22 protein-coding genes are annotated in these 25,443 nt (G+C 59.9%); 13 read left to right on the plus strand and 9 right to left on the minus strand.

What is annotated here, in order from left to right; translation table 11 throughout:
• Positions 1-123: 123 nt before the first annotated feature.
• Positions 124-2,046, plus strand: coding sequence for an esterase EstP (gene estP / locus A7K61_RS08380; RefSeq protein WP_069557396.1), 1,923 nt, complete (start codon positions 124-126; stop codon positions 2,044-2,046).
• 132 nt (positions 2,047-2,178) lie between these two features.
• Here estP and trpE read toward each other — a convergent pair whose 3' ends face one another.
• The 4 genes from trpE to A7K61_RS08400 all read right to left on the minus strand — a co-directional run bounded on the left by trpE (position 2,179) and on the right by A7K61_RS08400 (position 6,452).
• Entirely contained in the window at positions 2,179-3,660 is a 1,482-nt protein-coding gene (gene trpE / locus A7K61_RS08385; RefSeq protein WP_047711906.1) for an anthranilate synthase component I, read from the minus strand.
• A gap of 69 nt (positions 3,661-3,729) precedes the next feature.
• A complete protein-coding gene (locus A7K61_RS08390; protein ID WP_044269436.1) occupies positions 3,730-4,548 on the minus strand; it encodes a phosphoglycolate phosphatase in 819 nt (272 codons plus the stop codon).
• Positions 4,545-5,219 carry a ribulose-phosphate 3-epimerase gene (rpe, locus tag A7K61_RS08395; RefSeq protein WP_003194703.1) on the minus strand — a complete coding sequence of 225 codons (675 nt, stop codon included), beginning with the start codon at positions 5,217-5,219 and terminating at the stop codon, positions 4,545-4,547. The genes A7K61_RS08390 and rpe overlap by 4 nt, the downstream gene beginning before the upstream one ends.
• Before the next feature lie 84 nt (positions 5,220-5,303).
• Positions 5,304-6,452, minus strand: a complete 1,149-nt coding sequence (locus tag A7K61_RS08400) for an iron-containing alcohol dehydrogenase (RefSeq protein ID WP_057710306.1) — start codon at positions 6,450-6,452, stop codon at positions 5,304-5,306.
• Positions 6,453-6,665: 213 nt separating this feature from the next.
• Here A7K61_RS08400 and A7K61_RS08405 point away from each other — a divergent pair, with 213 nt between their 5' ends.
• Entirely contained in the window at positions 6,666-7,640 is a 975-nt protein-coding gene (locus A7K61_RS08405) for an alpha/beta hydrolase family protein (protein WP_069557397.1), read from the plus strand.
• Between the two features lie 154 nt (positions 7,641-7,794).
• Here A7K61_RS08405 and A7K61_RS08410 read toward each other — a convergent pair whose 3' ends face one another.
• From A7K61_RS08410 to A7K61_RS08420, 3 genes are read right to left on the minus strand one after another with little or no spacing between them, the layout of a single operon-like run.
• Complete coding sequence (locus tag A7K61_RS08410) at positions 7,795-8,562, minus strand: TerB family tellurite resistance protein (RefSeq protein ID WP_069557398.1); 768 nt, start codon at positions 8,560-8,562, stop codon at positions 7,795-7,797.
• Between the two features lies 1 nt (position 8,563).
• Positions 8,564-9,238, minus strand: coding sequence for an N-acetylmuramate alpha-1-phosphate uridylyltransferase MurU (murU, locus tag A7K61_RS08415; protein ID WP_069557399.1), 675 nt, complete (start codon positions 9,236-9,238; stop codon positions 8,564-8,566).
• Positions 9,235-10,260: an aminoglycoside phosphotransferase family protein gene (locus A7K61_RS08420; RefSeq protein WP_032895044.1), complete on the minus strand. Its 1,026-nt coding sequence runs from the start codon at positions 10,258-10,260 to the stop codon at positions 9,235-9,237. The genes murU and A7K61_RS08420 overlap by 4 nt, the downstream gene beginning before the upstream one ends.
• A gap of 130 nt (positions 10,261-10,390) precedes the next feature.
• On the opposite strand from A7K61_RS08420, the gene A7K61_RS08425 reads away from it, so the two are divergent.
• From A7K61_RS08425 to A7K61_RS08475, 11 genes are all read left to right on the plus strand, one after another.
• Complete coding sequence (locus tag A7K61_RS08425; protein WP_057710303.1) at positions 10,391-13,192, plus strand: LPS-assembly protein LptD; 2,802 nt, start codon at positions 10,391-10,393, stop codon at positions 13,190-13,192.
• Positions 13,173-14,507, plus strand: a complete 1,335-nt coding sequence (locus tag A7K61_RS08430) for a peptidylprolyl isomerase (protein ID WP_139129474.1) — start codon at positions 13,173-13,175, stop codon at positions 14,505-14,507. The genes A7K61_RS08425 and A7K61_RS08430 overlap by 20 nt, the downstream gene beginning before the upstream one ends.
• On the plus strand, positions 14,504-15,493 hold the full coding sequence (gene pdxA, locus A7K61_RS08435; RefSeq protein ID WP_069557400.1) for a 4-hydroxythreonine-4-phosphate dehydrogenase PdxA: 990 nt from the start codon (positions 14,504-14,506) through the stop codon (positions 15,491-15,493). Before A7K61_RS08430 ends, pdxA begins: the two co-directional genes overlap by 4 nt.
• Positions 15,490-16,302 carry a 16S rRNA (adenine(1518)-N(6)/adenine(1519)-N(6))-dimethyltransferase RsmA gene (rsmA, locus tag A7K61_RS08440; RefSeq protein ID WP_069557401.1) on the plus strand — a complete coding sequence of 271 codons (813 nt, stop codon included), beginning with the start codon at positions 15,490-15,492 and terminating at the stop codon, positions 16,300-16,302. The genes pdxA and rsmA overlap by 4 nt, the downstream gene beginning before the upstream one ends.
• Before the next feature lie 146 nt (positions 16,303-16,448).
• Positions 16,449-16,829, plus strand: a complete 381-nt coding sequence (apaG, locus tag A7K61_RS08445) for a Co2+/Mg2+ efflux protein ApaG (RefSeq protein ID WP_044269452.1) — start codon at positions 16,449-16,451, stop codon at positions 16,827-16,829.
• Positions 16,829-17,680 carry a symmetrical bis(5'-nucleosyl)-tetraphosphatase gene (locus tag A7K61_RS08450; protein ID WP_047711917.1) on the plus strand — a complete coding sequence of 284 codons (852 nt, stop codon included), beginning with the start codon at positions 16,829-16,831 and terminating at the stop codon, positions 17,678-17,680. The genes apaG and A7K61_RS08450 overlap by 1 nt, the downstream gene beginning before the upstream one ends.
• 9 nt (positions 17,681-17,689) lie before the next feature.
• Positions 17,690-18,019 (plus strand): thiosulfate sulfurtransferase GlpE, encoded by a 330-nt coding sequence (glpE, locus tag A7K61_RS08455; protein WP_032895035.1) that lies wholly within the window; start codon positions 17,690-17,692, stop codon positions 18,017-18,019.
• A gap of 285 nt (positions 18,020-18,304) precedes the next feature.
• Complete coding sequence (locus tag A7K61_RS08460; protein ID WP_003194732.1) at positions 18,305-20,227, plus strand: PrkA family serine protein kinase; 1,923 nt, start codon at positions 18,305-18,307, stop codon at positions 20,225-20,227.
• A 113-nt stretch (positions 20,228-20,340) separates the two neighbouring features.
• Complete coding sequence (locus tag A7K61_RS08465) at positions 20,341-21,612, plus strand: YeaH/YhbH family protein (protein ID WP_047711918.1); 1,272 nt, start codon at positions 20,341-20,343, stop codon at positions 21,610-21,612.
• Positions 21,609-23,174, plus strand: coding sequence for a SpoVR family protein (locus tag A7K61_RS08470; protein WP_069557402.1), 1,566 nt, complete (start codon positions 21,609-21,611; stop codon positions 23,172-23,174). Before A7K61_RS08465 ends, A7K61_RS08470 begins: the two co-directional genes overlap by 4 nt.
• A 63-nt stretch (positions 23,175-23,237) precedes the next feature.
• Positions 23,238-24,470 carry a multifunctional CCA addition/repair protein gene (locus A7K61_RS08475; RefSeq protein ID WP_069557403.1) on the plus strand — a complete coding sequence of 411 codons (1,233 nt, stop codon included), beginning with the start codon at positions 23,238-23,240 and terminating at the stop codon, positions 24,468-24,470.
• 72 nt (positions 24,471-24,542) lie between these two features.
• Here the strand turns inward: A7K61_RS08475 and folK are convergent, their stop codons facing one another.
• Complete coding sequence (gene folK, locus A7K61_RS08480) at positions 24,543-25,061, minus strand: 2-amino-4-hydroxy-6-hydroxymethyldihydropteridine diphosphokinase (protein WP_044269459.1); 519 nt, start codon at positions 25,059-25,061, stop codon at positions 24,543-24,545.
• Positions 25,052-25,405: a dihydroneopterin aldolase gene (gene folB / locus A7K61_RS08485; RefSeq protein WP_032895029.1), complete on the minus strand. Its 354-nt coding sequence runs from the start codon at positions 25,403-25,405 to the stop codon at positions 25,052-25,054. The genes folK and folB overlap by 10 nt, the downstream gene beginning before the upstream one ends.
• Between the last annotated feature and the right edge of the window lie 38 nt (positions 25,406-25,443).

Below are 25,443 nucleotides of genomic sequence, written 5' to 3' on the forward strand. Positions count from 1 at the left end.
TGCAATATGGAGCCGCAAATACGGGGGCGCAACGTAGGCGGATTCCGGTTTTCCTTACAAAAAATGCCAAAAATTTTGCTAGTGTTTCACCTCCAACATAAAAACAACCGAATGGAATCTTGCATGCTCAGACCAGCGTTTTACGCGCCCCTTGCCGGCTGCCTCCTGTCATTGGCCTGCGCCCAGGCGTTCGCAGCCCCGTCACCTTATTCAACCATGGTGGTTTTCGGTGACAGCCTGGCGGATGCGGGCCAGTTTCCCGACGGTTCGGCCGGCGCCACATTACGTTTTACCAACCGAACCGGGGCGAACTTCCAGGGTGAATATGGCCTGGTCTCCTCGACCCTGCTGGGCGCAAAACTGGGCGTCGCGCCCAACGACCTGAATGCCTCCACCTCACCGGTTCGCGCAGCCCAGGGTTTGCCAGACGGAAACAACTGGGCAGTGGGTGGCTACCGCACCGACAATATCCTCGACTCCATTACCTCAGTCTCCAATGCTGCGATTCCCCCAGGCAACCCCGGGGGCGGAACTGTATTGCGCAGCCGGCAGGGCTATCTGCCGGCTAATGGTGGGAGAGCCGACCCGAACGCGCTTTACTTTCTTTCCGGGGGCGGCAATGACTTCCTGCAGGGCCGGGTCCTCAGCCCCGCTCAAGCGGTCGCCGCCGGTGGCAGGCTGGCGGACAGCGCCCAGGCCCTGCAACAAGCCGGCGCGCGCTACATCATGGTCTGGATGCTACCCGACCTGGGGCTGACGCCGGCCATCAATGGCACCCCACAGCAAGCAGCGACTTCGGCCCTGAGTAATATTTTCAACCAGTCCCTGGTACAGCGCCTGTCACAAGTGGATGCGCAGGTTATCCCGCTGAACATCCCGCTGTTGTTGAACGAGGCTTTCGCCGATCCGGCCCGCTTCGGCCTCGCCACCGGGCAGAATCTGACGGGCACCTGCTTCAGCGGTAACAGTTGCACCGCCAACCCTACCTACGGCATCGGTGGCACCAACCCGGACCCGACCCAATTGATCTACAACGACTCGGTCCACCCTACCGTGGCCGGGCAACGCTTGATTGCCGACTACGCCTATTCGCTACTCGCCGCGCCGTGGGAGCTGACCTTGCTGCCGGAAATGGCCCAAGGCACCTTGCGCGCCCACCAAGACGAGCTGCGCAACCAATGGCAAGCAGACAACGGCGGTTGGCAAGCCGTCGGCCAATGGCGCGCCATAGTCGCCGGTGGCGGCCAACGCCTGGATTTTGATGATCAAAGCAGCTCGGCCAGTGGCGACGGCAGCGGCTATAACCTGAATATCGGTGGCAGCTACCGGCTCAATGAAAACTGGCGCGCGGGCGTTGCCGCCGGCCTGTATCGGCAGACACTCGAAGCCGGTGCCAATGATTCGGACTACAAGCTCAACAGCTATATGGGCACGGCTTTCGCTCAGTACCAGCAAAATCACTGGTGGGCCGATGCTGCATTGACCGGCGGCAAGCTAGACTTCGACAGCCTCAAGCGCAAGTTCGCCCTGGGCGTCAGCGAAGGTTCGGAGAAAGGTGATACCGATGGCTGGCTCTGGGCCCTGAGCGGCCGCGTGGGGTATGACATCGCCGCACCGGGCAGCGACTGGCACCTGTCGCCCTTCATCAGCGCCGACTACGCGCGAGTTGAAGTCAATGGCTACTCTGAGAAAAGCAGCCGCTCCACCGCCCTGACCTTTGATGATCAACAACGCGACTCCAAGCGCCTGGGCATCGGCCTGCAAGGCAACTACCGCATCACGCCACAAACTCAAGTTTTTGGCGAAGTGGCCCACGAGCATGAGTTTGAAAATGACACCCAGAAGGTGAACATTTCGCTCAACAGCGTGCAGGGAATCGACTTCAAGCTGGACGGGTATACGCCTCGCAGCAACTCTGACCGTTTGAGCCTGGGTGTCAGCCACAAGCTGACTCAGGACCTGGCGTTGCGGGCGGCGTATAACCTGAGGAAGGACGACAATTTGACCCAGCAAGGGGTCAATGTCGGGGTCAGTCTGGATTTCTAAACAAATCCCAAGACCGGTGAAAAACTAATGTGGGAGCGGGCTTGCTCGCGAATACGGTGTATCAGTCACACATGTATCGACTGACACTCTGTATTCGCGAGCAAGCCCGCTCCCACATTTTTTATTCCAGCTTTAGTCTTGTGGGGTTTGCTCTGCCAACGCCACCGCACGGAACATCGCCCGACGCTTGTTCAGGGTTTCTTCCCACTCAAGGGCCGGCACCGAGTCCGCCACAATCCCACCACCGGCCTGCACATGCAGTTCGCCGTTCTTGATCACCGCCGTACGGATCGCAATGGCGGTGTCCATATTGCCGTTCCAGGCAAAATACCCGACGGCGCCGCCATAGACACCGCGCTTGACCGGCTCCAGTTCGTCGATGATTTCCATCGCACGGATCTTCGGCGCCCCCGACAAGGTGCCCGCCGGCAAAATCGCCCGCAGGGCGTCCATCGCCGTCAGCCCGGCCTTCAGCTCGCCGGTGACGTTGGACACGATATGCATCACATTGGAATACCGCTCGATGACCATCTTCTCAGTCAGTTTCACCGAGCCGATTTCCGAGACACGCCCAGTGTCGTTGCGCCCCAGGTCGATCAACATCAGGTGTTCGGCGATTTCCTTTTCGTCGCTGAGCAGGTCTTCTTCCAGCGCTACGTCTGCTTCTTCGGTCGCGCCACGGGGGCGCGTACCGGCAATCGGGCGCACGGTGATCAGGTTGTCTTCAACCCGTACCAGCACTTCCGGCGAACTGCCCACGACGTGGAAGTCGCCGAAGTTGAAGAAGTACATATACGGCGTCGGGTTGAAGCAACGCAGTGCGCGGTACAGGTCAATCGGCGCCGCCTTGAAGTCGATGGACATGCGTTGCGACGGCACCACTTGCATGCAGTCACCGGCGAGGATGTATTCCTTGATGGTATCGACGGCGCGCTCGTAGTCATCCTGGGTAAAGCTTGAGCGGAACACCGGGTCGGTCGCCGGTGGACGGCTGAGGTCCAGGCCGCGACGCGGGGTGATCGGCTGGCGAAGCTTTTCCAGCAGCGCTTCCAGGTTGGCCTGCCCTTGTTCGAAGGCATCAGCCTGGGCAGGGTCGGCGAGGACAATCGCATGCATCTTGCCGGCGAGGTTGTCGAACACCACCACCGCGTCGGACACCATCAGCAAAATGTCCGGCACGCCCAGCGGGTCTGGGTTCGGGCATTTGCCCAGGCGCTTTTCCACATAGCGCACGCAGTCATAGCCGAAGTACCCCACCAGGCCGCCGTTGAAGCGCGGCAGGCCAGCAATGGTCGGCACGTTGTAGCGCGCCTTGAAGGTTTCGACAAAGGCCAGCGGGTCTTCTACATCGTGGCTTTCGATCTCCACGCCATCATGGGTGATGCTCACATGATGGTCGTGTACGCGCAGCACCGTGCGACATGGCAGGCCAATGATCGAGTAACGGCCCCACTTCTCCCCGCCCTGTACCGACTCGAGCAGGTAAGAGTTGGGCTCGTCGGCCAGCTTCAGGTAGATCGACAGCGGCGTATCGAAGTCGGCCAGGGTTTCGCAAGCCATGGGGATACGGTTATAGCCGGCAGCGGCCAAACGCAGGAATTCTTCGCGGGTCATGAGGTGCCTCGTGGTGTGAGGGTCAAACAGTCAGGTAGGCAAACGTGCCGCACTCGCGGCCAGGATCAGTCAGGCGCGCCAACGCCAGCGGGCCAGGGCCTTGATGACTTTCATCCAGAGTTTGCGAGTGACCACCACGATGGAATTTCCAGAAGGGGACGAATCAATGTCGGGCAACGTTATCTCAGCGCCAGCGCCCAAGCAACCGGGGATTAGCAGTCGCAGGTCATCAATGACCAGCGCGGGGGACTCTTCCGCAATCGGCCGGCCATGGTTGTAACCATAACTCAAGGCCACGCACTGCACGCCCGCCGCTTTCGCCGCCAGCACATCACTGCGCGAATCGCCGACAAACAGCGATTGAGACGCCGGGATATTGGCCATTTTCATCACGAAAAACAGGGCCGCCGGGTCGGGCTTTTTCTGCGGCAAGGTATCGCCGCCGATGATCCAGCGGAAGTAGCGACCGATTTTCATCTGGTCCAACAACGGCGCAACGAAGCGCTCCGGCTTGTTGGTGATCAGGGCCATTTCCACGCCCTGCTTGCTCAACCACTTGAGGGTGTCGCGCACACCGGGGTAAACCACGGTCAGTTCGTGGCTGCTTTCATAAGCGGCATTGAACAGCTCCAAGGCATGTTCCGCCTCAACCTCATCCACGCCCGTGGCATCGATGTCGTTGGCCAAGGCCCGGCGCACCAACATCGGCGCGCCATTGCCGACCCATTCGCGTACCGACTCGATCCCCGCCGGCTTGCGCCCCAGTTTGAGCAGCATCTGGTCCACCGCGGCCGCCAGGTCGGGTACCGAGTCGATCAAGGTACCGTCCAGATCGAACATCACCAGCCGTGGCAATTTGCCGGGGAACAACTGCTCAAAACCGCTCATGGACGCGCCAGCGCCAGTTCGGCACGCATCTTGTCGATGACGGCCTGGTAGTCCGGGGCGTTGAAGATCGCCGAGCCGGCCACGAAAGTATCGGCACCCGCTGCGGCGATCTCACGGATATTGTTGACGTTGACCCCGCCGTCGATCTCCAGGCGGATGTCACGCCCCGACGCATCGATCAGCGCACGGGCCTCACGCAGCTTGTTCAAGGTGCCAGGGATAAACTTCTGCCCGCCGAAACCGGGGTTGACGCTCATCAGCAAGACCATGTCGACCTTGTCCATCACGTACTCAAGCACGCTCAGCGGCGTGGCCGGGTTGAATACCAGGCCTGCCTTGCAGCCGCCTTCGCGGATCAGTTGCAAGGTGCGGTCAACGTGCAATGTGGCTTCCGGGTGGAAGGTGATGTAAGTCGCACCCGCCTCGATGAAGTCACCGACGATACGGTCCACGGGGCTGACCATCAGGTGCGCATCAATCGGCGCAGTGATGCCGTACTTGCGCAATGCGGCGCACACCATCGGGCCGATGGTCAGGTTGGGTACGTAGTGGTTGTCCATGACATCGAAGTGCACGAAGTCGGCACCGGCGGCCAACACCTTGTCCACTTCCTCACCCAGGCGGGCGAAGTCGGCAGAGAGAATCGATGGAGCAATGACGAAGGGCTGCATGACGCACCTTTTTTGAGCTAAATCACGATGGCGCGCATTGTATACCTCATGCTTTGCTGCGCGCACCGTGACCTATCTCAACGGTTAGTAAGCTGCCCGGTAGATTTTTTCGATATCGGCGGCACTGAGCCTGCGCGGGTTGTTGCGCATCAAGCGCTCAATACCTGCGGCTTCACTGGCCATGGCCGGGATGGCGTCCTCGGGCACGCCGAAACTGCGCAGGCCGGACGGGATCTCCACTGCCGCACACAGTCGTGTCATCGCCTCTACCGCCTGGTCGGCAGCGTCATTCACGCTCAGCCCGGCGATATTGACGCCCATGGCCTGGGCAATGTCCTGCATGCGCTCGACGCAGGCCAACTTGTTCCAGTGCATCACATACGGCAACAACAGCGCGTTGCTTACGCCATGGGCAATGTTGAAGCGCCCACCCAACGGGTACGCCAGCGCATGCACGGCACCGACGCCCGCGTTGCCAAAGGCCATGCCGGCCATCAGGCTGGCGGTGGCCATGTCGTCACGGGCCTGCAGGTTCGCCGGGTTGGCGTAAGCCTTGGGCAACGCGCTGGCAATCAATTTGATCGCACCGATGGCCAAGGCGTCGGTAATCGGCGAAGCATTCAGCGACAGGTAGGATTCGATGGCATGCACCAAGGCGTCCACGCCACTGGCGGCCGTGACACCGCGTGGGCAGGTCAAGGTCATTTGCGGGCTGATCAGCGCGACATCCGGCAGCAAGTAATCGCTGACGATGCCTTTTTTCAGCTGTGCCGCCTTGTCGGACAGTATCGCTACATTGGTCACCTCCGAGCCGGTGCCGGCCGTGGTGGGGATGGCGATCAACGGCGGGCCTTTGCGCGGCACCTGATCAACGCCGAACAGGTCCGCCAGCGCGCCGTGATAACCGGCATAGGCCGCCACGCTCTTGGCGATGTCGATGGCACTACCGCCACCCACACCGATCAGGCCGTCATGCCCGCCTTCGCGGTAAGCACGCATGCAGTCTTCGACGATGGCAATTTCCGGGTCGGGCAGCACGCGGTCGAAAATTTCGTAGGCTCGATCGCCCAGGTGCTCCAGGGCCAGCGCCACGGTGCCGGACTGGACCAACGCGGCGTCGGTGACGATCAGCGGGTTATCCACATCCAGGCGCGTGAGTTCGGCAGCCAGTTGTTCGATGGCACCTGCGCCAGTCAGCAGTTTGTGGGCGATCTTGAATGAGGAAGTACTCATGTGCGCGGCCTCTTATGAATGATGGGCTGGCACAAGAATAGCCGCCCCTGGCGTGTTGTCTGCCATTCATTGGTTGAATGGTCGCGCCGCACCCATCAAGGCGGCGTACAAACCGCCGATAGCCTGTTGGTAACGAGAACCGCGCCTCATACCCCTGACAAATACCGACCAACCCATTAGGCTGCTGGAATCACTTCTGGCCGGGAATCAACGATGCTTTTTCTTCACCGTTCGGCACTGCCAGCATGGTGCCTGTCACTTCTGTTTACCAGCGCACTGCCTGTCCAGGCCGAGGATGCGCCCTCGCCTGCCATCGAAAAGCCGGCTGAACGCCAGCCCTTACCCGAGCGTAGCCAGCAAGAAGCCAATGCACTCGAACGCCAGGTGCCGCAGCAGGAGCAACAGCAATTGCAGGCGGGTAGCGATTCGTTCCTGGCGCTGTGGAAACCTGCCAACAGCGCCGAAGCCGAGGGTGTGGTGATCCTCATACCAGGTGCCGGGGAGAACGCGGACTGGCCGCAGGCCATCGCGCCTCTGCGGCGCAAGTTGCCGGACGCCGCCTGGGGCACCCTCAGCCTGTCATTGCCTGACGTCAATGTAGACACCCTGCCGCCACGGCTCATCGAACCGCCGACAGCGGCGGTCGATACCAGCAGCAAGGAAGGCAGCACCGCAGCCAAGCCGGTCGAACAGGCCGCCAGTGCCGAGGCCGAAGGCACTGACCCGGCGGTGGTGCCAGGGGCGGATGAGCAGGACAAGACCGACGCCAAGCGCATCTTCGACCGTATCGACGCCGCCGTCGCCTTCGCCCAGACCCAAAACGCCCGCAGCGTGGTGTTGCTCGGCCATGGCACCGGCGCCTGGTGGGCGGCACGCTACCTGAGCGAGAAACAACCTTCTCAAGTGCAGAGGTTGGTGATGGTAGCCGGCAAGACGCCTGCGGCTCGCCAACCGGACCTGCAACAACTGGCGCCGGCCTTGAAGGTGCCCACGGCGGATGTGTTCTATCAAGAGGGCGCTCAGGATCGCAAAAACGCTCAGGAACGACTTCAGGCAGCCAAGCGCTCGAAGAATGACGGCTATAAGCAGGTGTCGCTCACGGCGTTGCCCGGTAATAGCGCGGCGCAGCAAGAGCAGTTGTACCGCAGGGTTCGCGGGTGGTTGAGCCCGCAGGGCGGCGCAGACTGACACTCCGCTATCGAGGGCAACATTGCCTTCTGTAGGAGCGAGCTTGCTCGCGAAAAACGTCAACGATAGTGCGTGCTTCCTGAATAAACGCGGCGCCTGGGAGTTTTTCGCGAGCAAGCTCGCTCCTACAACATGGAGTTGAGTGGCGATGGCCTCAGCGAAAATCCCGACGCTCACGAATCAACGCATAGGCGTTATGCAATTCACGGGTTCGCTCGGTCGCCTCACGCACTTGCGCGGGGCTGGCACCCGTGCCGGCGATCTTGTCCGGATGGTGGCGGCTGAGCAGGCGGCGGTAGGCGCGCTTGATCACCGAAGGCTCAGTGGTTGCCGTCACCCCCAAAATACGCAATGCCTCCTGATAGGCACCGCCACGATTGGCCAGTGGCTTGCGCTCCGGTGCGTAATCGCTCGCCAATGCCTGTAGCTGTTGCGGCGTCCAGCCCAGCCACTTGCCCCACTGGTCGATCAGGTCGCGCTCGGCAGCATCCGTCCGACCGTCCGCCCACGCCATGCGCCAACAGGCGCGCAGCACGCCTTCCGCCGCATGGGGCTGCGTTTTGAGCACCCGCAGGTAACTGCGCACCCGGTCGCTGCCGGACTTGCCACGGTTGAAGGCGCTGATCGCGCGGCGCTGGGCCGGCTCAGTCATGTCCAGTGCGCGCATTTCCTGGCGCGCTTGCTGGATATGCCCATCGACTACCCGGCCATTACTCTTGGCCAAGCGCCCCAGCAGCACAAACAACAGTTCATCGTTGCGCAAGGCCGGGCGCCCACCCAGGCGTTCACGCAGTTGCGCCCAACTGTGCAATTGCAGGCGGCGGTCCAGCGCCTGCCCCAGCAATGCCCCCAACAAAGCCCCCGGAATACTGGCAATGGCAAAGCCAGCCCCGGCGCCGATCAGCGTCCCTGGCCACAACATCCTACTGCCCCGCTGTCAGCAAGGTTTCGACCTGGGCCAGTCGCTCCAGTGTCCCTACATCCACCCAGCGTCCTGCCATGTGCTCCCCCGTTACCAAACCTTTGGCCATGGCCTCGCGCAACAGCGGGGCCAGTTTGAAGGCACCGGCGCTGCAACCCGCGAACACTTTAGGGTCGAGCACTGAAATGCCACTGAAGGTCAGGTTATCGGCACCGGGCGCGGCATCATGAAGCACGCCGTGATCCAGATAGAAATCCCCGCCCGACGGGTGGTGCGCAGGGTTGTCGACCATCACCAAGTGCGCCAGGCCCCGGATCGGCTGCTTGAGCTGGGTGAAATCGTAGTCCGTCCAGATATCGCCATTGACCACCAGAAACGGTTCGTCACCCAGCAGCGGCAACGCCTGGAATATCCCGCCCCCCGTTTCCAGCGGTTCACCCTCTGGCGAGTAGCGGATGCGCAGACCAAACTGGGCGCCGTCGCCCAAGTAGTTTTCAATCTGCTGACCAAGCCATGCGTGGTTGATCACGATCTCGGTAAAGCCGGCCTTCGCCAAGGCTTCAAGGTGATACTCGATCAGCCGCTTGCCGCCGGCTTGCACCAGCGGCTTGGGCGTATGCAGGGTGAGCGGACGCATGCGTTCGCCCTTTCCCGCCGCCAGGATCATCGCCTTCATACGCTGGCCTCGACAGGTTCGCGCAGGCTGGCGAGTAACTCGCCCAGGTCACTCAACTCAGGTCGGTCGGCCAGCACCGCTTCTATATAAGCAAAGAAACGCGGCACGTCGGCCAGGTAGCGTGGCTTGCCGTCGCGATGGCAGATACGCGAAAAGATGCCGATGACCTTGAGGTGACGCTGCACGCCCATCAGGTCGCTGGCACGCAAAAACTCTTCAAAGTCGTCCTGCACGGGAATCCCCAACTGCCCGGCGCGCTGCCAATAGCCACGCTGCCATTCGCGCACGCGGGCCTGGGGCCAACTGAGGAAGGCGTCCTTGAACAGGCAGGTAATGTCGTAGGTCACCGGCCCGTAGACCGCGTCCTGGAAATCCAGCACGCCAGGGCTCGGCTCACTGATCATCAGGTTGCGCGGCATGTAGTCGCGGTGCACCAGCACCTTGGGCTGGGCCAGGGCGCTGTCGATCAACTGCTGGCTGGCGCGTTGCCAAAGGGCCTGTTGCTCAGCATCGAGGTCGATGCCCAGGTGACGACGCACGTACCATTCCGGGAACAATTCCAGCTCGCGACGCAATAAAGCCACGTCATAGCTGGGCAAAGGTGCATCCATCGGCAATTGCTGAAAAGCCAGCAGCGCGTCGATGGCATCGGCAAATAATTGGTCGGCGTTTTCACCGTCAATCACGTCCAGATAGGTTTTTGTGCCCAGGTCATTGAGCAAAAGAAAGCCTCGGGGCAAATCTTCTGCATAAATTTTTGGCACATTTATTCCCGATTTCGCGAGCAAATGCGCGATATCGACGAAAGGTTTGCAGTTTTCCTGGGGGGGTGGCGCGTCCATGACGACGAACGTATGGGCACCGCCCTCCCATCGGAAGTAACGCCTGAAACTCGCGTCGCTGCTGGCCGCGGTCAATGTGGCCGGGGGCACGGGGCCCCAGTCCTGAGCGTTGAAGAGGATCGGCAACTGCTCATCCAGCCAGACTTCCAGCTGTTGTAAACGTAGATCTTGCTCGGGCATTACAAGGGTCTCCGACGGCGCTAGCCGTCAAGCGGGGCATGCTTTATTATCACGCATCTTTTTCAGACCATCGAGAGGCGTGCGGCCCAAACCGCGGGCAGATGGCACGCAGGAAGCCCGGACTAATAAGATGGCATTGAAATCCCCCGCGTTTCGTAGAAAATTTCCGTTGCTGGTAACCGGCAGTCTGCTGGCCTTGCAACCTTTCGCCACCTCATTCGTGGTCGCCGCGGAACAGTATGACTGCTCAGTCTCTGCTTCGGGTGCCTGGGATTGCGCGCCGAAGACGGCCGCCGCCCCATTGCCACCGCGCCCGGTGCATGACGGCGCTGCCGTCAGCTCGGCCAACAGCACGCCGCAAGGCAAAGCTGGCGGCAGCGTCGACGCCGAGCCCAAGACCATGCTGGTCACCGAGTCCAAGGGCCGTGGCCTGCGTTCGCGCAGTGCCGACTACAGCCACCTGGACTGGGTACCTCGCGACAAGCTGACCGCAGCACAGTTGGCCGAAACCGGCCCTTACTGCGGCGGCGCGTACATCGAGCCGACTCGTCCTGGCATGAACGACAAGACGAACAAGAGCGATGCACCGACCTTCATCGGCGCCAAGGCCTCGCGTTACGAGCAGGAGCAGCAGGTCGCTACCCTGGCCGGTGACGTGGTCATGCGCCAAGGCAGCATGCAACTGGAAGCGGACGAAGCCAGCCTGTACCAGGCTGAGAACCGTGGCGAACTGAACGGCAAAGTGCGCCTGCGCGACAACGGCGCCCTGATCGTGGGCGACCATGCCCAGGTCCAGCTCGACACCGGCGCCGCCCAGATCGACAACGCCGAATACGTGATGCACAAGTCGCGCATCCGCGGTAACGCGCTGTACGCCAAGCGTGCAGAGAACGCGATCATCCGTCTCAAGGACGGTACGTACACCACCTGCGAGCCGGACAGCAACGCCTGGCAGCTCAAGGGCAACAACATCACGTTGAACCCCGCCACCGGTTTCGGTACGGCGACCAACGCGACGTTGCGGGTCAAGAACATCCCGATCCTGTACACCCCGTACATCTACTTCCCGATCGACGACCGTCGCCAATCCGGTTTCCTGCCGCCGAGCTTCAGCACCGGTGGGGAAACTGGCTTTACGCTGGTAACGCCGTACTACTTCAACCTGGCGCCGAACTACGATGCCACGTTGTACCCGCAGTACATGACCAAGCGCGGCATGTTGATGGAGGGTGAGTTCCGCTATCTGACCAAGTCGAGTGAAGGGCAGTTTGGTGGGGCGTATCTCAACGATGACAATGACGAGCGAAGCAAGCAGACCGACTCCGAAAAAACCCGTTATATGCTCAACTGGCAGCATAAGGGCGGGCTGGATTCGCGCCTGACGACCTTGGTCGATTACACCAAGATCAGTGATCCGTTCTACTTCCAGGACTTGAAGTCCTATCAGGAAGGCGTTCAGAGCCAGGACTTCCTGAACCAGCAGGGTACCGTGAGCTACCGTGGCGACAGCTACCAGGCTGCCGTGAACTTGCAGTCGTACCAACTGGCAACGATTTCCCAGATCACTCCGTATGATCGACTACCGCAAATTACATTTAACGGTACCCTCCCGTTTCAACCGGCAGGGCTGAACTTCTCCTATGAGACAGAAGCAGTAAGGTTTGATCGTGACCTGCGCAGCGGTAGAGTTCGCAACCAGGACGGTGGCCCGTTTAATGCTGATGGCACCATCGGAGAGCGTCGCCTGGATGAAAACGTAACAGGCCTGACCCGTGCAAACGGTACCCGTCTGAACGTTGCGCCCGCAGTCTCGTACCCGATGAACTGGAGTTACGGTTTTATCACGCCGAAGTTGAAGTACGTCTATACCAAATACGACTTGGATCTCGATGGTAAAGGCAAGGACCAAATGGCCTTGGCCGGCCAGACGTTTAACAGCTCGCAAGATCGCTCCGTGCCTATTGCCAGTATCGACAGCGGCCTGTACTTCGACCGCAAAACCAATTGGTTCGGTAAAGACTACAACCAGACCCTCGAACCTCGTGCGTTCTACCTCTACGTACCGAATAAAGACCAGACCGAGATCCCTGTCTTCGACACCAGCGAGAACTCGTTCAGCTACTCCTCACTGTTCCGGGATAATCGCTTCAGCGGTTCCGACCGTATCGGCGACGAGAACAAGCTGTCCTTTGGCCTTACCAGCCGCTGGATTGAAGAGAACGGTTTCGAACGTCAACGCGCTTCCATCGGCCAAGCGGTGTACTTCAAGGATCGCGAAGTTCAATTGCCGGGCGTAGATGCCAAGACACGTGATGACGCGCACTCGAACGTATCTCCTGTTGCACTGGAGTACGAGTTCCGCTTCAACCGCGACTGGCGCGCCACAGCCGACTACAACTGGGATACCGAGACCCATAGTCCTCGCTCCGGCAGCGCAATGTTCCACTACCAGCCGGAAGACAACCCGAACAAGGTCGTCAACCTGGGCTACCGCTATCGCAACGACCAGGTTGTCTACAACCAACTGACCGGCAAATGGCAGTTCGGCGGTGACTTTGGCCAGGAAGGTGACAAGGATTTCGTGAAGGATTACTACAAAATCCAACAACACGACTTCTCGATGATGTGGCCGATCATTCCCCAGTGGAACCTGATCACCCGCTGGCAGTACGACTATGCCCGCAACCGTACCCTGGAAGCCTTCGGTGGTTTCGAGTACGACAACTGCTGCTGGAAACTGCGCGTCATCAACCGTTACTGGGTTTCCAACGACGAATACACGCAGCTCGCCCCTCAGAACGAAAAGGGTGACCACGGGCTCTTCTTCCAGATCGTCCTTAAAGGACTCGGCGGCCTGACCGGCGCCAAGGTAGAGAGCTTCCTCGACAAAGGCATTGAAGGTTATCGTGAACGTGAAGACAAAGCTTTCTGAGTGTTTGCGCCCGCTAGTGCTGGGCGCGCTGTTCCTGGGTACTGTTTCGGCACACGCCGCGGTTCAACAGCTGGATAAAGTAGCGGCCATCGTCGACAACGACGTGATCATGCAGAGCCAGCTGGACCAACGGGTCAAGGAAGTTCAGCAAACCATCGCCAAGCGTGGCGGTGGTGTACCACCGAGCAGCGTCCTGGAACCCCAGGTGCTGGAGCGTCTGATCGTCGAAAACCTGCAATTGCAGATTGGCGACCGTTCCGGCATCCGTATTTCGGACGAAGAACTGAACCAGGCCGTTGGCACCATTGCTCAGCGTAACAACATGAGCATTGATCAGTTCCGCGCCGCCCTGGCTCACGACGGTTTGTCCTATGAGGACGCCCGTGACCAGATCAAGCGTGAAATGATCATCAGCCGTGTGCGCCAGCGCCGTGTGGCCGAGCGGGTTCAGGTGTCCGAGCAGGAAGTGAAAAACTTCCTGGCTTCGGACCTGGGCAAGATGCAGCTCTCCGAAGAACTGCACTTGGCCAATATCCTGATTCCTACCCCGGACGCAGCCAACTCTGAGCAGCTCAATGCTGCCGCCGCTAAAACCCAGGCGATCTACGAGCGTCTGAAAGCGGGTGCAGACTTTGCCCAGATGGCTATTGCGCAGTCCGGCAGCGACAACGCCCTTGAAGGCGGTGACATGGGCTGGCGTAAAGCCGCTCAATTGCCACCTCCGTTTGATCGCGAATTGAGCGCTATGGAAGTCGGCGGCATTACCCAGCCAGCACGCACTCCGGGTGGTTTCATCATCCTGAAGTTGCTGGAACGCCGCGGCGGCGAAACTTCGTTGAAAGACGAAGTCCATGTTCGTCACATCCTGGTCAAGCCGAGCGAAATCCGCACCGAGGCCCAAACCAAGGAACTGGCACAGAAGATCTATGACCGCATTGAAAGCGGTGAAGACTTCGCCACCCTGGCCAAAAGCTTCTCGGAAGATCCAGGTTCTGCCCTTAACGGTGGCGACCTGAACTGGATCGACCCGAAAGCCCTGGTGCCTGAGTTCCAGCAGGTTATGGCCGAGACGCCACAAGGCGTATTGTCCAAGCCCTTCAAGACTCAGTACGGCTGGCATGTGCTGGAAGTGCTTGGCCGTCGCGCCACGGACAACACCACCCAGGCCCGCGAGCAGCAAGCCCTGAGCGTACTGCGTAACCGCAAATACGACGAAGAGCTGCAAACCTGGCTGCGTCAGATCCGTGACGAAGCGTATGTAGAGAACAAGCTGCCAGGCGCCGAGCAAACAGGCACCGACCAGGCACCCCAGTGAAACCCCAGCGTTTCGCGGTGACACCCGGCGAGCCAGCCGGCATTGGTCCAGACCTGTGCCTGCTGCTCGCCTCGCAACCCCAGCCACACCCCCTGATTGCTATTACCAGCCGCGACCTGCTCCTTGAGCGGGCCGCGCAGCTGGGTGTGGCCGTCAACCTGCTGGACGTGGCGCCGGGCAACTGGCCCGACCTGCCGGCCCCCGCCGGTAGCCTGTATGTGTGGGACACCCCGCTGCAGGCCAAGGTGGTGGCCGGGCAGTTGAACACGGCCAACGCGGCATTTGTGCTAGAGACGCTGACCCGTGCGGGCCAAGGCTGCATCGACGGCGACTTTGCCGGCATGATCACCGCCCCCGTGCACAAAGGCGTGATCAACGAATCCGGCATTGCCTTTTCCGGCCATACCGAATTCCTCGCCGAACTGACCCATACCGCCCAAGTAGTGATGATGCTCGCCACCCATGGCCTGCGCGTGGCCCTGGTGACCACCCACTTGCCGCTGCGTGAAATCGCCGATGCCATCACTGCCGAACGTGTAGAGCGTGTCACGCGCATCCTGCACAGCGACCTGCAACACAAATTCGGCATTGCCCAACCGCGTATCCTGGTCTGTGGGCTCAACCCCCACGCCGGTGAAGGCGGCCACTTGGGCCATGAAGAAATCGACATCATTGAACCGACATTAGAGCGCCTGCGCCAAGAAGGCATGGACCTACGCGGCCCATTGCCTGCAGACACTCTGTTTACCCCCAAATATCTGGAGCACTGCGACGCAGTGCTGGCGATGTACCACGACCAGGGGCTGCCTGTGCTGAAATACAAAGGCTTTGGCGCCGCAGTCAACGTGACACTGGGCCTGCCGATCATCCGCACCTCCGTCGACCATGGCACTGCCCTGGACCTCGCAGGCAGCGGCAAGATCGATACCGGCAGCCTACACGTGGCCCTGGAAACCGCCTATCAGATGGCCGAGACCCGTATATGACTGAGCATTACCAACACCGGGCGCGCAAGCGCTTCGGGCAAAACTTCCTGCACGACGCTGGCGTGATCGATCGCATCCTGCGCTCCATTCATGCCAAGCCTGAAGACCGCCTGCTGGAAATCGGTCCGGGCCAGGGCGCGCTGACCCAAGGCCTGCTGGCCAGCGGTGGGCAACTGGACGTGGTGGAACTGGACAAGGACTTGATCCCGATCCTCAACCAGCAGTTCGCTGGCAAAGCCAACTTCAACCTGCACCAGGGCGACGCGCTGAAGTTCGACTTCAATAGCCTTAACGCTGCGCCTAACAGCCTGCGGGTAGTCGGCAACCTGCCCTACAACATTTCCACGCCACTGATTTTCCACCTGCTGAACAACGCAGGGATCATCCGCGACATGCACTTCATGCTGCAAAAGGAAGTGGTGGAGCGCCTGGCCGCGGGCCCTGGCGGTGGTGACTGGGGCCGCTTGTCGATCATGGTCCAGTATCACTGCCGCGTAGAGCACCTGTTCAACGTCGGCCCGGGCGCGTTCAACCCACCGCCGAAGGTCGATTCAGCCATCGTGCGCCTGGTGCCGCATGCCGTGTTGCCGCACCCGGCCAAGGATCACAAACTGCTGGAGCGTGTGGTACGCGAAGCGTTTAACCAACGCCGCAAGACCCTGCGTAACACCCTCAAGGCCCTGCTGAGCAACTCCGAGATCGAAGCCGCCGGCGTCGACGGCGGCCTGCGCCCCGAGCAACTGGACCTGGCCGCGTTCGTGCGCCTGGCTGACCAGCTTGCTATCCAGCCAGCGCCAACAGCGGAATAAGGTTCAACACCCTCCAATGTGGGAGCAAGCCCGCTCCCACAGGTTTAACCGCGTTTCAAGAGCCCAGACAGCATGTCTGGCCTAGTGCCCTCCTCTTGGCCTAGACTGACCCGCATCTGCTGTCCTTCGCTTTTAAGGCCTCTTGCATGTCCGATCCTCGCTATCAGATCGACGTCAGCGTCGTCACCCGCTTCCTGGCGGACCAATCGCAACCCGAACATAACCGCTTCGCCTTTGCCTACACCATTACAGTGAAGAACAACGGGCTGGTGCCGGCCAAGCTGCTGTCGCGCCACTGGATCATCACCGATGGCGACGGCCAGGTTGAGGAAGTGCGCGGGGCAGGCGTTGTCGGCCAACAGCCATTGATCGACGCCGGCACCAGCCACACTTATAGCAGCGGCACGGTGATGACTTCCAAGGTCGGCACCATGCAGGGCTCGTATCAGATGAAGGCCACCGACGGCCAACTGTTCGATGCAATCATCAAGCCCTTCCGCCTGGCCGTACCAGGAGCCCTGCACTGATGGCGACGTACGCGGTCGGCGACCTGCAAGGCTGCCTGGACCCTCTCAAGCGCCTGCTGGAGCGCGTAGCCTTCGACCCGGCAAATGATCGCCTGTGGCTGGTAGGCGACTTGGTCAACCGCGGCCCGCAGTCCCTGGAAACCCTGCGCTACCTCTATAGCCTGCGTGATTCTCTGGTCTGCGTGCTGGGCAACCATGACCTGCACTTGCTTGCGGCCGGCAACAACATCGAACGCCTCAAAAAAGGCGACACCCTGCGGGAAATCCTCGAAGCCCCAGACCGTGCTCAATTGCTCGACTGGCTGCGCCGGCAAAAACTCATGCACTACGATGAAGGCCGCAACATGGCCTTGGTGCATGCCGGTATCCCGCCCCAGTGGTCACTGAAAAAGGCCCTCAAATGCGCCGCCGAAGTTGAAACTGCGTTGGCCGATGACAACCTGTACACCGCTTACCTCGACGGCATGTACGGCAACGACCCGGTGAAGTGGGACAACGACCTCACGGGCGTGGCCCGCCTGCGAGTCATCACCAACTACTTCACACGGATGCGCTTCTGCACGGCCGAAGGCAAACTGGACCTCAAAAGCAAGGAAGGCGCCGACACCGCCCTCCCCGGCTACAAGCCCTGGTTCGCCTACAAGGAACGCAAGACCCGTGACACAAAGATCATCTTTGGCCACTGGGCCGCGCTGGAAGGCAAATGCGATGAGCCCGGCGTGTTCGCCCTCGACACCGGTTGCGTGTGGGGCGGTGCCATGACCCTGATGAACATCGACACGGGCGAACGTCTCGACTGCCAGTGCGAATCGCCCCTTTCCATTACCCAGACGGCCGCCGCCAAGCCCTAGGAGCCCGCCATGACCGAATTCAAACGTATCCCTCCCCAAGAAGCCCAGGCCCTGCGTGAGCAAGGTGCTGTAGTCGTCGACATCCGCGACCAGCCTACTTATGCCGCCGCTCACATCACCGGCGCCCAGCATTTGGACAACGTCAACATCGCCGACTTCATCCGCGCCGCTGACCTCGATGCGCCGCTGATCGTCGCCTGCTACCACGGCAATTCCAGCCAGAGCGCAGCCGCGTATCTGATCAGTCAGGGTTTCTCCGACGTCTATAGCCTGGACGGCGGGTTTGAGCTGTGGCGTGCGACCTTTCCTGCGGAAATTTCTTCAGGCGATTCGCAATAATTTTTTTCACACCCCGCTACCCCGCGTGACGCTTGGGCTTGCGCCGTTTCTGACGAACGGCGCAGCCAAACTAATTGCGCATCGCGCCTTGACCTCCCGGATTCCGAACTATCCTTAAGCGCAGGCCATCCGAATCAGGGGAGAGCCGGTACACCGGCGTACGGGTCATCGGTAGCGTTTCAGGGTGTTCTGGGGGGAAAACAGCCATTGGCGTGCGTCAATGACTGCCAGCATCGACTGATTGATCCGGCGTCGGCTCCACGTATCGAGCGAGGTGACGACGTCATGAGTATCTTTAGCCACTTCCAACAACGCTTCGCGTCCACACAGCAGGAAGAACTCACGCTTCAGGAGTATCTCGAGCTGTGCAAACAGGACCGCAGCACCTACGCCTCTGCCGCCGAACGCCTGCTACTGGCGATTGGCGAGCCAGAACTGGTGGAAACCGCCAATAATTCGCGCCTGTCGCGGATATTTTCCAACAAGGTGATCCGCCGCTATCCGGCCTTTGAAGACTTCCATGGGATGGAAGAATGCATCGACCAGATCGTTTCCTACTTCCGCCATGCCGCCCAAGGCCTGGAAGAGAAGAAGCAGATCCTCTATCTGCTCGGCCCGGTCGGCGGCGGCAAGTCGTCCCTGGCGGAAAAGCTCAAGCAATTGATCGAGAAGGTGCCCTTCTATGCGATCAAGGGCTCGCCCGTCTTCGAGTCGCCCCTGGGCCTGTTCAACGCCACGGAAGATGGCGCAATCCTGGAGGAAGACTTTGGCATACCCCGGCGCTACCTCAACACCATCATGTCGCCCTGGGCCACCAAGCGCCTGGCCGAGTTCGGTGGTGATATCAGCCAGTTCCGCGTGGTGAAACTCTACCCGTCGATCCTCAACCAGATCGGCGTGGCCAAGACCGAACCCGGCGATGAAAACAACCAGGACATTTCGGCACTGGTGGGTAAGGTCGATATCCGCAAACTGGAAGAATTCCCGCAGAACGATGCCGATGCCTACAGCTATTCGGGCGCATTGTGCCGGGCCAACCAGGGCCTGATGGAGTTCGTGGAGATGTTCAAGGCACCGATCAAGGTGCTGCACCCACTGCTCACCGCTACCCAGGAAGGCAACTACAACAGTACTGAAGGCCTGGGGGCGATTCCGTTTACCGGGATCCTGCTGGCCCACTCCAACGAATCGGAATGGCATACCTTCCGCAACAACAAGAACAACGAAGCCTTCATCGACCGGATCTATATCGTCAAGGTGCCGTACTGCCTGCGGGTCAGCGACGAAATCAAGATCTACGACAAACTGCTGTTCAACAGTTCCCTGGCCAAGGCCCATTGCGCGCCCGACACCTTGAAGATGCTTGCCCAGTTCACCGTGCTGTCGCGCCTCAAGGAGCCGGAGAACTCCAATATCTATTCGAAGATGCGCGTCTACGATGGCGAAAACCTCAAGGACACCGATCCCAAGGCCAAGTCGATCCAGGAGTACCGTGACACAGCCGGTGTAGACGAAGGCATGAACGGTCTGTCGACGCGCTTTGCGTTCAAGATCCTGTCCAAAGTTTTCAACTTCGACCCTCACGAGATCGCCGCCAACCCGGTGCACTTGCTCTATGTGCTTGAGCAGCAGATTGAACAGGAGCAGTTCCAAGCCGAAACCCGTGAGCGCTACCTGCGCTTCCTCAAGGAATACCTGGCGCCGCGCTACATCGAGTTCATCGGCAAGGAAATCCAGACCGCTTACCTGGAGTCGTACAGCGAGTACGGCCAGAACATCTTCGACCGCTACGTGCTGTACGCCGACTTCTGGATTCAGGACCAGGAATACCGCGACCCGGAAACCGGCGAAATCCTCAACCGCGTGGCCCTCAACGAAGAACTGGAAAAGATCGAGAAACCCGCCGGCATCAGCAATCCGAAGGATTTCCGCAACGAGATCGTCAATTTCGTACTGCGTGCCCGTGCCAACAACAACGGCAAGAACCCCACTTGGCTCAGCTACGAGAAGCTGCGGGTGGTCATCGAGAAGAAAATGTTCTCCAACACCGAGGACCTGCTGCCCGTCATCAGCTTCAACGCCAAAGCCAGCAAGGAGGATCAGCAAAAACACAACGACTTCGTCACACGCATGGTCGAGCGAGGCTACACCGACAAACAGGTACGGCTGCTCTCCGAGTGGTACCTACGGGTTCGCAAATCACAGTAAGGCAGCGGCAAGCGCGTACTGCCAGGCATCCGGCCTGGCAGTTGACCGCTTGTCCCTAAGCTTCCAGCTCGCGGCTTGAAGCTTGTAACGTGAAGCTGCCCGGAGGGCTCCCTATGAGCTATGTGATCGACCGACGCCTCAATGGCAAGAACAAGAGCACGGTAAACCGTCAGCGTTTCCTGCGGCGTTACCGTGACCATATCAAAAAGGCGGTAGAAGAGGCCGTCAGCCGCCGTTCCATCACCGACATGGAGCATGGCGAACAAATCAGCATTCCCGGCAGGGACATCGATGAACCGGTGCTTCACCATGGTCGCGGCGGCAAACAGACCGTGGTACACCCCGGCAACAAGGAATTCACCACCGGCGAACATATCCAGCGCCCACAAGGCGGCGGCGGTGGCAAAGGCCCGGGCAAGGCCGGCAACTCTGGCGAAGGCATGGATGAATTCGTGTTCCAGATCACCCAGGAAGAATTCCTCGAATTCATGTTCGAAGACCTGGAACTGCCCAACCTGGTCAAGCGCAACCTCACCGGCACCGACACCTTCAAGACCGTACGCGCAGGCATCAGCAACGAGGGCAACCCTTCGCGCATCAATATCATCCGTACCCTGCGTTCAGCCCATGCACGGCGCATCGCCCTGTCGGGCAGCAGCCGCGCCAAACTCAAGCAGGCCAAGGAAGAGTTGGCACGTTTGAAGCGCGAAGAGCCGGACAACTTCGGCGATATCCAGGAAGTTGAGGCCGAAATCGAAAAACTCAGCGCGCGCATTCACCGCGTGCCGTTCCTCGATACCTTTGACTTGAAGTACAACCTGCTGGTCAAGCAACCCAACCCCAGCTCCAAGGCGGTGATGTTCTGCCTGATGGACGTTTCCGGCTCCATGACCCAGGCCACCAAGGACATCGCCAAGCGCTTCTTTATCCTGCTGTACCTGTTTCTGAAACGGAACTACGACAAGATCGACGTCGTGTTCATCCGCCATCACACCAGCGCCCGGGAAGTGGACGAAGAGGAGTTTTTCTACTCGCGGGAGACCGGCGGCACCATCGTTTCCAGTGCACTGAAGCTGATGCAGGAGATCATGGCCGAGCGCTACCCCGCCAACGAGTGGAACATCTACGCCGCCCAAGCCTCCGACGGCGATAACTGGAACGACGACTCGCCGATCTGCCGGGATATTTTGATCAACCAGATCATGCCGTTCGTGCAGTACTACACTTACGTCGAAATCACCCCCCGTGAGCACCAGGCCCTGTGGTTCGAATACGAGCGCATCGGCGAAGCCTTTGCCGATACGTTCGCCCAGCAGCAACTGGTCTCGGCCGGCGATATCTACCCGGTCTTCCGTGAACTCTTCCAGCGCAGGTTAGTGACATGACCGCCAAAAAAGAGAACAAGCGCCAACCCATTTCCACCGGCTCCGAGTGGACCTTTGAACTGATCCAGGCCTATGACCGGGAAATCAGCCGTATCGCGGCGGGTTATGCCCTGGACACCTACCCCAACCAGATAGAAGTCATCACCGCTGAACAGATGATGGATGCCTATGCCTCGGTGGGCATGCCCCTGGGCTATCACCACTGGTCCTACGGGAAACACTTCCTCAGTACCGAGAAGTCCTACACCCGGGGCCAGATGGGCCTGGCCTACGAGATCGTGATCAACTCCGACCCGTGCATCGCGTACCTGATGGAAGAAAACACCATCTGCATGCAGGCGCTGGTAGTGGCCCATGCCTGCTATGGGCATAACAGTTTCTTCAAGGGCAATTACCTGTTTCGCACCTGGACCGATGCCAGTTCGATCATCGATTACCTGGTGTTCGCCAAGCAATACATCATGCAGTGCGAGGAGCGCCACGGTATCGATGCGGTGGAAGACCTGTTGGACTCCTGCCATGCGCTGATGAATTACGGGGTCGATCGCTATAAGCGCCCCTATCCTATTTCTGCCGAAGAGGAGCGCCTGCGCCAGAAGGAACGCGAGGAGCACTTGCAGAAACAGATCAACGACCTGTGGCGCACCATCCCCAAGCGCGCCGACAAGAACAGCGACAAGGACAATGCACGCTTCCCCGCCGAACCGCAGGAAAACATCCTGTACTTCCTGGAAAAACACGCACCGCTGCTGGAACCCTGGCAGCGTGAAATCGTGCGCATCGTACGCAAGATCGCGCAATATTTTTATCCCCAGCGCCAAACCCAGGTGATGAACGAAGGCTGGGCTACCTTCTGGCATTACACCCTGATGAACGACCTGTACGACGAAGGCCTGGTCACTGACGGCTTTATGATGGAGTTCCTCACGTCCCACACCAGCGTGGTCTTCCAACCAGGCTTCGATAGCCCGTATTACAACGGCATCAACCCCTATGCGCTGGGTTTTGCCATGTATCGCGATATTCGCCGTATGTGCGAGCACCCCACAGAGGAAGACCGCAGCTGGTTCCCGGAAATCGCCGGCAGCGACTGGCTATCGACCATCAAGTTCGCGATGAGCAGCTTCAAGGATGAGAGTTTTATCCTGCAGTACCTGTCGCCCCAGGTGATTCGCGACCTCAAGCTGTTCAGCATCCTGGACGACGACCTCAAGGATGACCTGGTGGTGCCTGCCATCCACGACGAACCCGGCTACCGCATCATTCGCGAAACCCTGGCCGCGCAATACAACCTCGGTAACCGCGAGCCTAACGTGCAGATCTACAGCATCGACGTGCGTGGCGACCGTTCGCTGACCCTGCGTCACCAGCAGCACGACCGCAAACCCTTGGGCGAATCCACTGAGGAAGTACTCAAGCACCTGCATCGGCTCTGGGGTTTTGATATTCATCTGGAAACCCTGCAGGGCGACCAGGTGATGAAAACCCACCATGTGCCACCGCGCAGCGATCATAACGACAACGACTACGGCCGCTTGGACATGGCCGTCGTTCATCTCTGAAACAGCAAAGCCTCCATTGGCCAGGCTCAGGCGTTATCCTGTGCCGCTAATGGAGGCTTTTTCATGAAAATCTACAAAGTCGGCGGCGCCGTACGTGATCGCCTTCTGGGCATCGAGGTCACCGATATAGACCGCGTCGTCGTTGGCGCGACGGCCGAAGAGATGCTCGCCAAAGGTTATAAACCGGTGGGCGCTGATTTCCCGGTATTTCTCGACCCGAAGAACGGTGACGAATACGCCCTCGCTCGCACCGAACGCAAGAATGGCCGGGGTTACGGCGGCTTTATATTCCATGCGAGCCCCGACGTTACGCTGGAAGAAGACCTGATCCGGCGTGACCTGACCATCAATGCCATGGCGGAGGACGACGAAGGTAATCTGACTGACCCTTACCACGGCCAACGCGACCTTAAAGCGCGTATTTTGCGGCATGTTTCTCCCGCGTTCGCCGAAGATCCCCTCCGCGTCTTGCGCGTTGCACGCTTCGCCGCGCGCTATGCGCCTCTGGGCTTCACAGTCGCCCCTGAGACCCTGGCGTTAATGCGCCAACTCAGTGAGTCCGGCGAGCTGGAGGCCCTTACCCCCGAGCGCAGCTGGAAGGAAATCTCACGGGCGCTGATGGAAGCTCAACCCCAGGTATTCATCCAAGTACTGCGTGACTGCGACGCGCTGAAAACCTTGATGCCGGAGGTGGACGCGCTGTTCGGCGTGCCGCAGCCCGCAGCGCATCACCCGGAAATAGACACCGGCGTGCACACCTTGAGCGTGCTGGAGCAGGCCGCCCTGCACAAGCAACCGCTGAGCGTGCGCTGGGCCTGCCTGCTGCATGATTTGGGCAAAGGCCTGACGCCTGTGGATAAGTTGCCGCAGCATATTGCCCACGAGCAACGCGGCCTGAAGCTGATCAAAGCGGTGAACGAGCGTTTCAAGGTGCCGAAGGATTGCCAGGAGTTGGCCCTGCTGGTGGGGCAATATCATACCCATGGGCATCGTGCGCTGGAGCTCAAGGCCTCGACATTGCTGGAGTTGCTGCAAAGCTTCGACGTGTACCGTCGGCCGCAACGCTTTGAAGAGTTCGTGGCGGCCTGCGAAATGGACGCTCGGGGCCGCCAGGGTTTTGAGCAACGCAGTTATCCACAGGCCGATTATTTGCGCGCAGCGGCAAAGGCCGCACGCGAAGTGCCGGTAGCGCCACTGCTGGAAAAAGGCTTCAAAGGCCCCGAACTGGGCGAGGCGCTCAAGCGCGAACGACTAAACGCATTGAAAGCCTACAAGGAACAGCAAAAGCCCCCGTAGGAGCGAGCTTGCTCGCGAAGAACCTCAACGATGACGCAGCGCCCTCAGGTTTTTCGCGAGCAAGCTCGGCGCCTACAAAAGAGCTAGCGGCGTGAGTGGCTGCCCCTGCCACTCGAACGCCACAGGTGCCAGCACCTGATCAATCTGCGCGTCTCGCCACAACTGGGCCATCGTCTTGCCGGCCTCAGGATGCATACGCTGCGGCGCCATCATCGACAGCGGCCACAACACAAAGGCGTTTTTCAGAATTTCGGCTCGCGGCAGGACCAAGCCATCAAAATCGCCCACCAGATCGCCATACAACAACACATCGATATCCAGCGGCAGGCCTTTGCGGTCGGGCGCGTAGCGGCCATTGTCGGCCTCGATGGATTTCAAGCGGCGATCCAATTCCATCAACGGCAGGTCGGTATAAGCCGACACCACCAGATTGAAAAACGGCCCGCTCTTGATACCCACCGGCTGGCTTTCGAACACCGCTGAACAGCGCATATCCGTCAAAAAGCCCGCCAACGCATCCAAGCCGGCGCATAAACGAGCCTCGCGCTCGATATTGCTGCCAAGCCCGAGGTAAACCTGAGTCAACGACATCCGCGCTCGATCTCCACGCCCACGCCCTTGGCAGCCGGTACCGCGCCGGGCTTGGTCAACTTGAGGTGCAGCCAGGGAATCTGGAATTCACTCATCAGCACTTCGGCCAGGCGCTCGGCAAAGGTTTCCACCAACTGGTACTGGGACTGCTCGGCAAAGGCCTGGATACGCGCAGACACCCTGGCGTAATCCAGTGCCAGGGTCAGGTCATCACCGGCCGCGGCTGGGCGATTATCCCAGGCGAAGCTCAGGTCCAGGCGCAGGCATTGCCGGATTCCGCGCTCCCAGTCGTAAGCCCCGATCACGGTGTCGACTTCCAGGCCTTCGATAAACACTCTGTCCAAGCACTTTTCTCCGCAGCACGACAAGGGCGCGATGCCCC

Source organism: Pseudomonas sp. AP42, assembly GCF_001728935.1.
GTDB lineage: Bacteria > Pseudomonadota > Gammaproteobacteria > Pseudomonadales > Pseudomonadaceae > Aquipseudomonas > Aquipseudomonas lactis.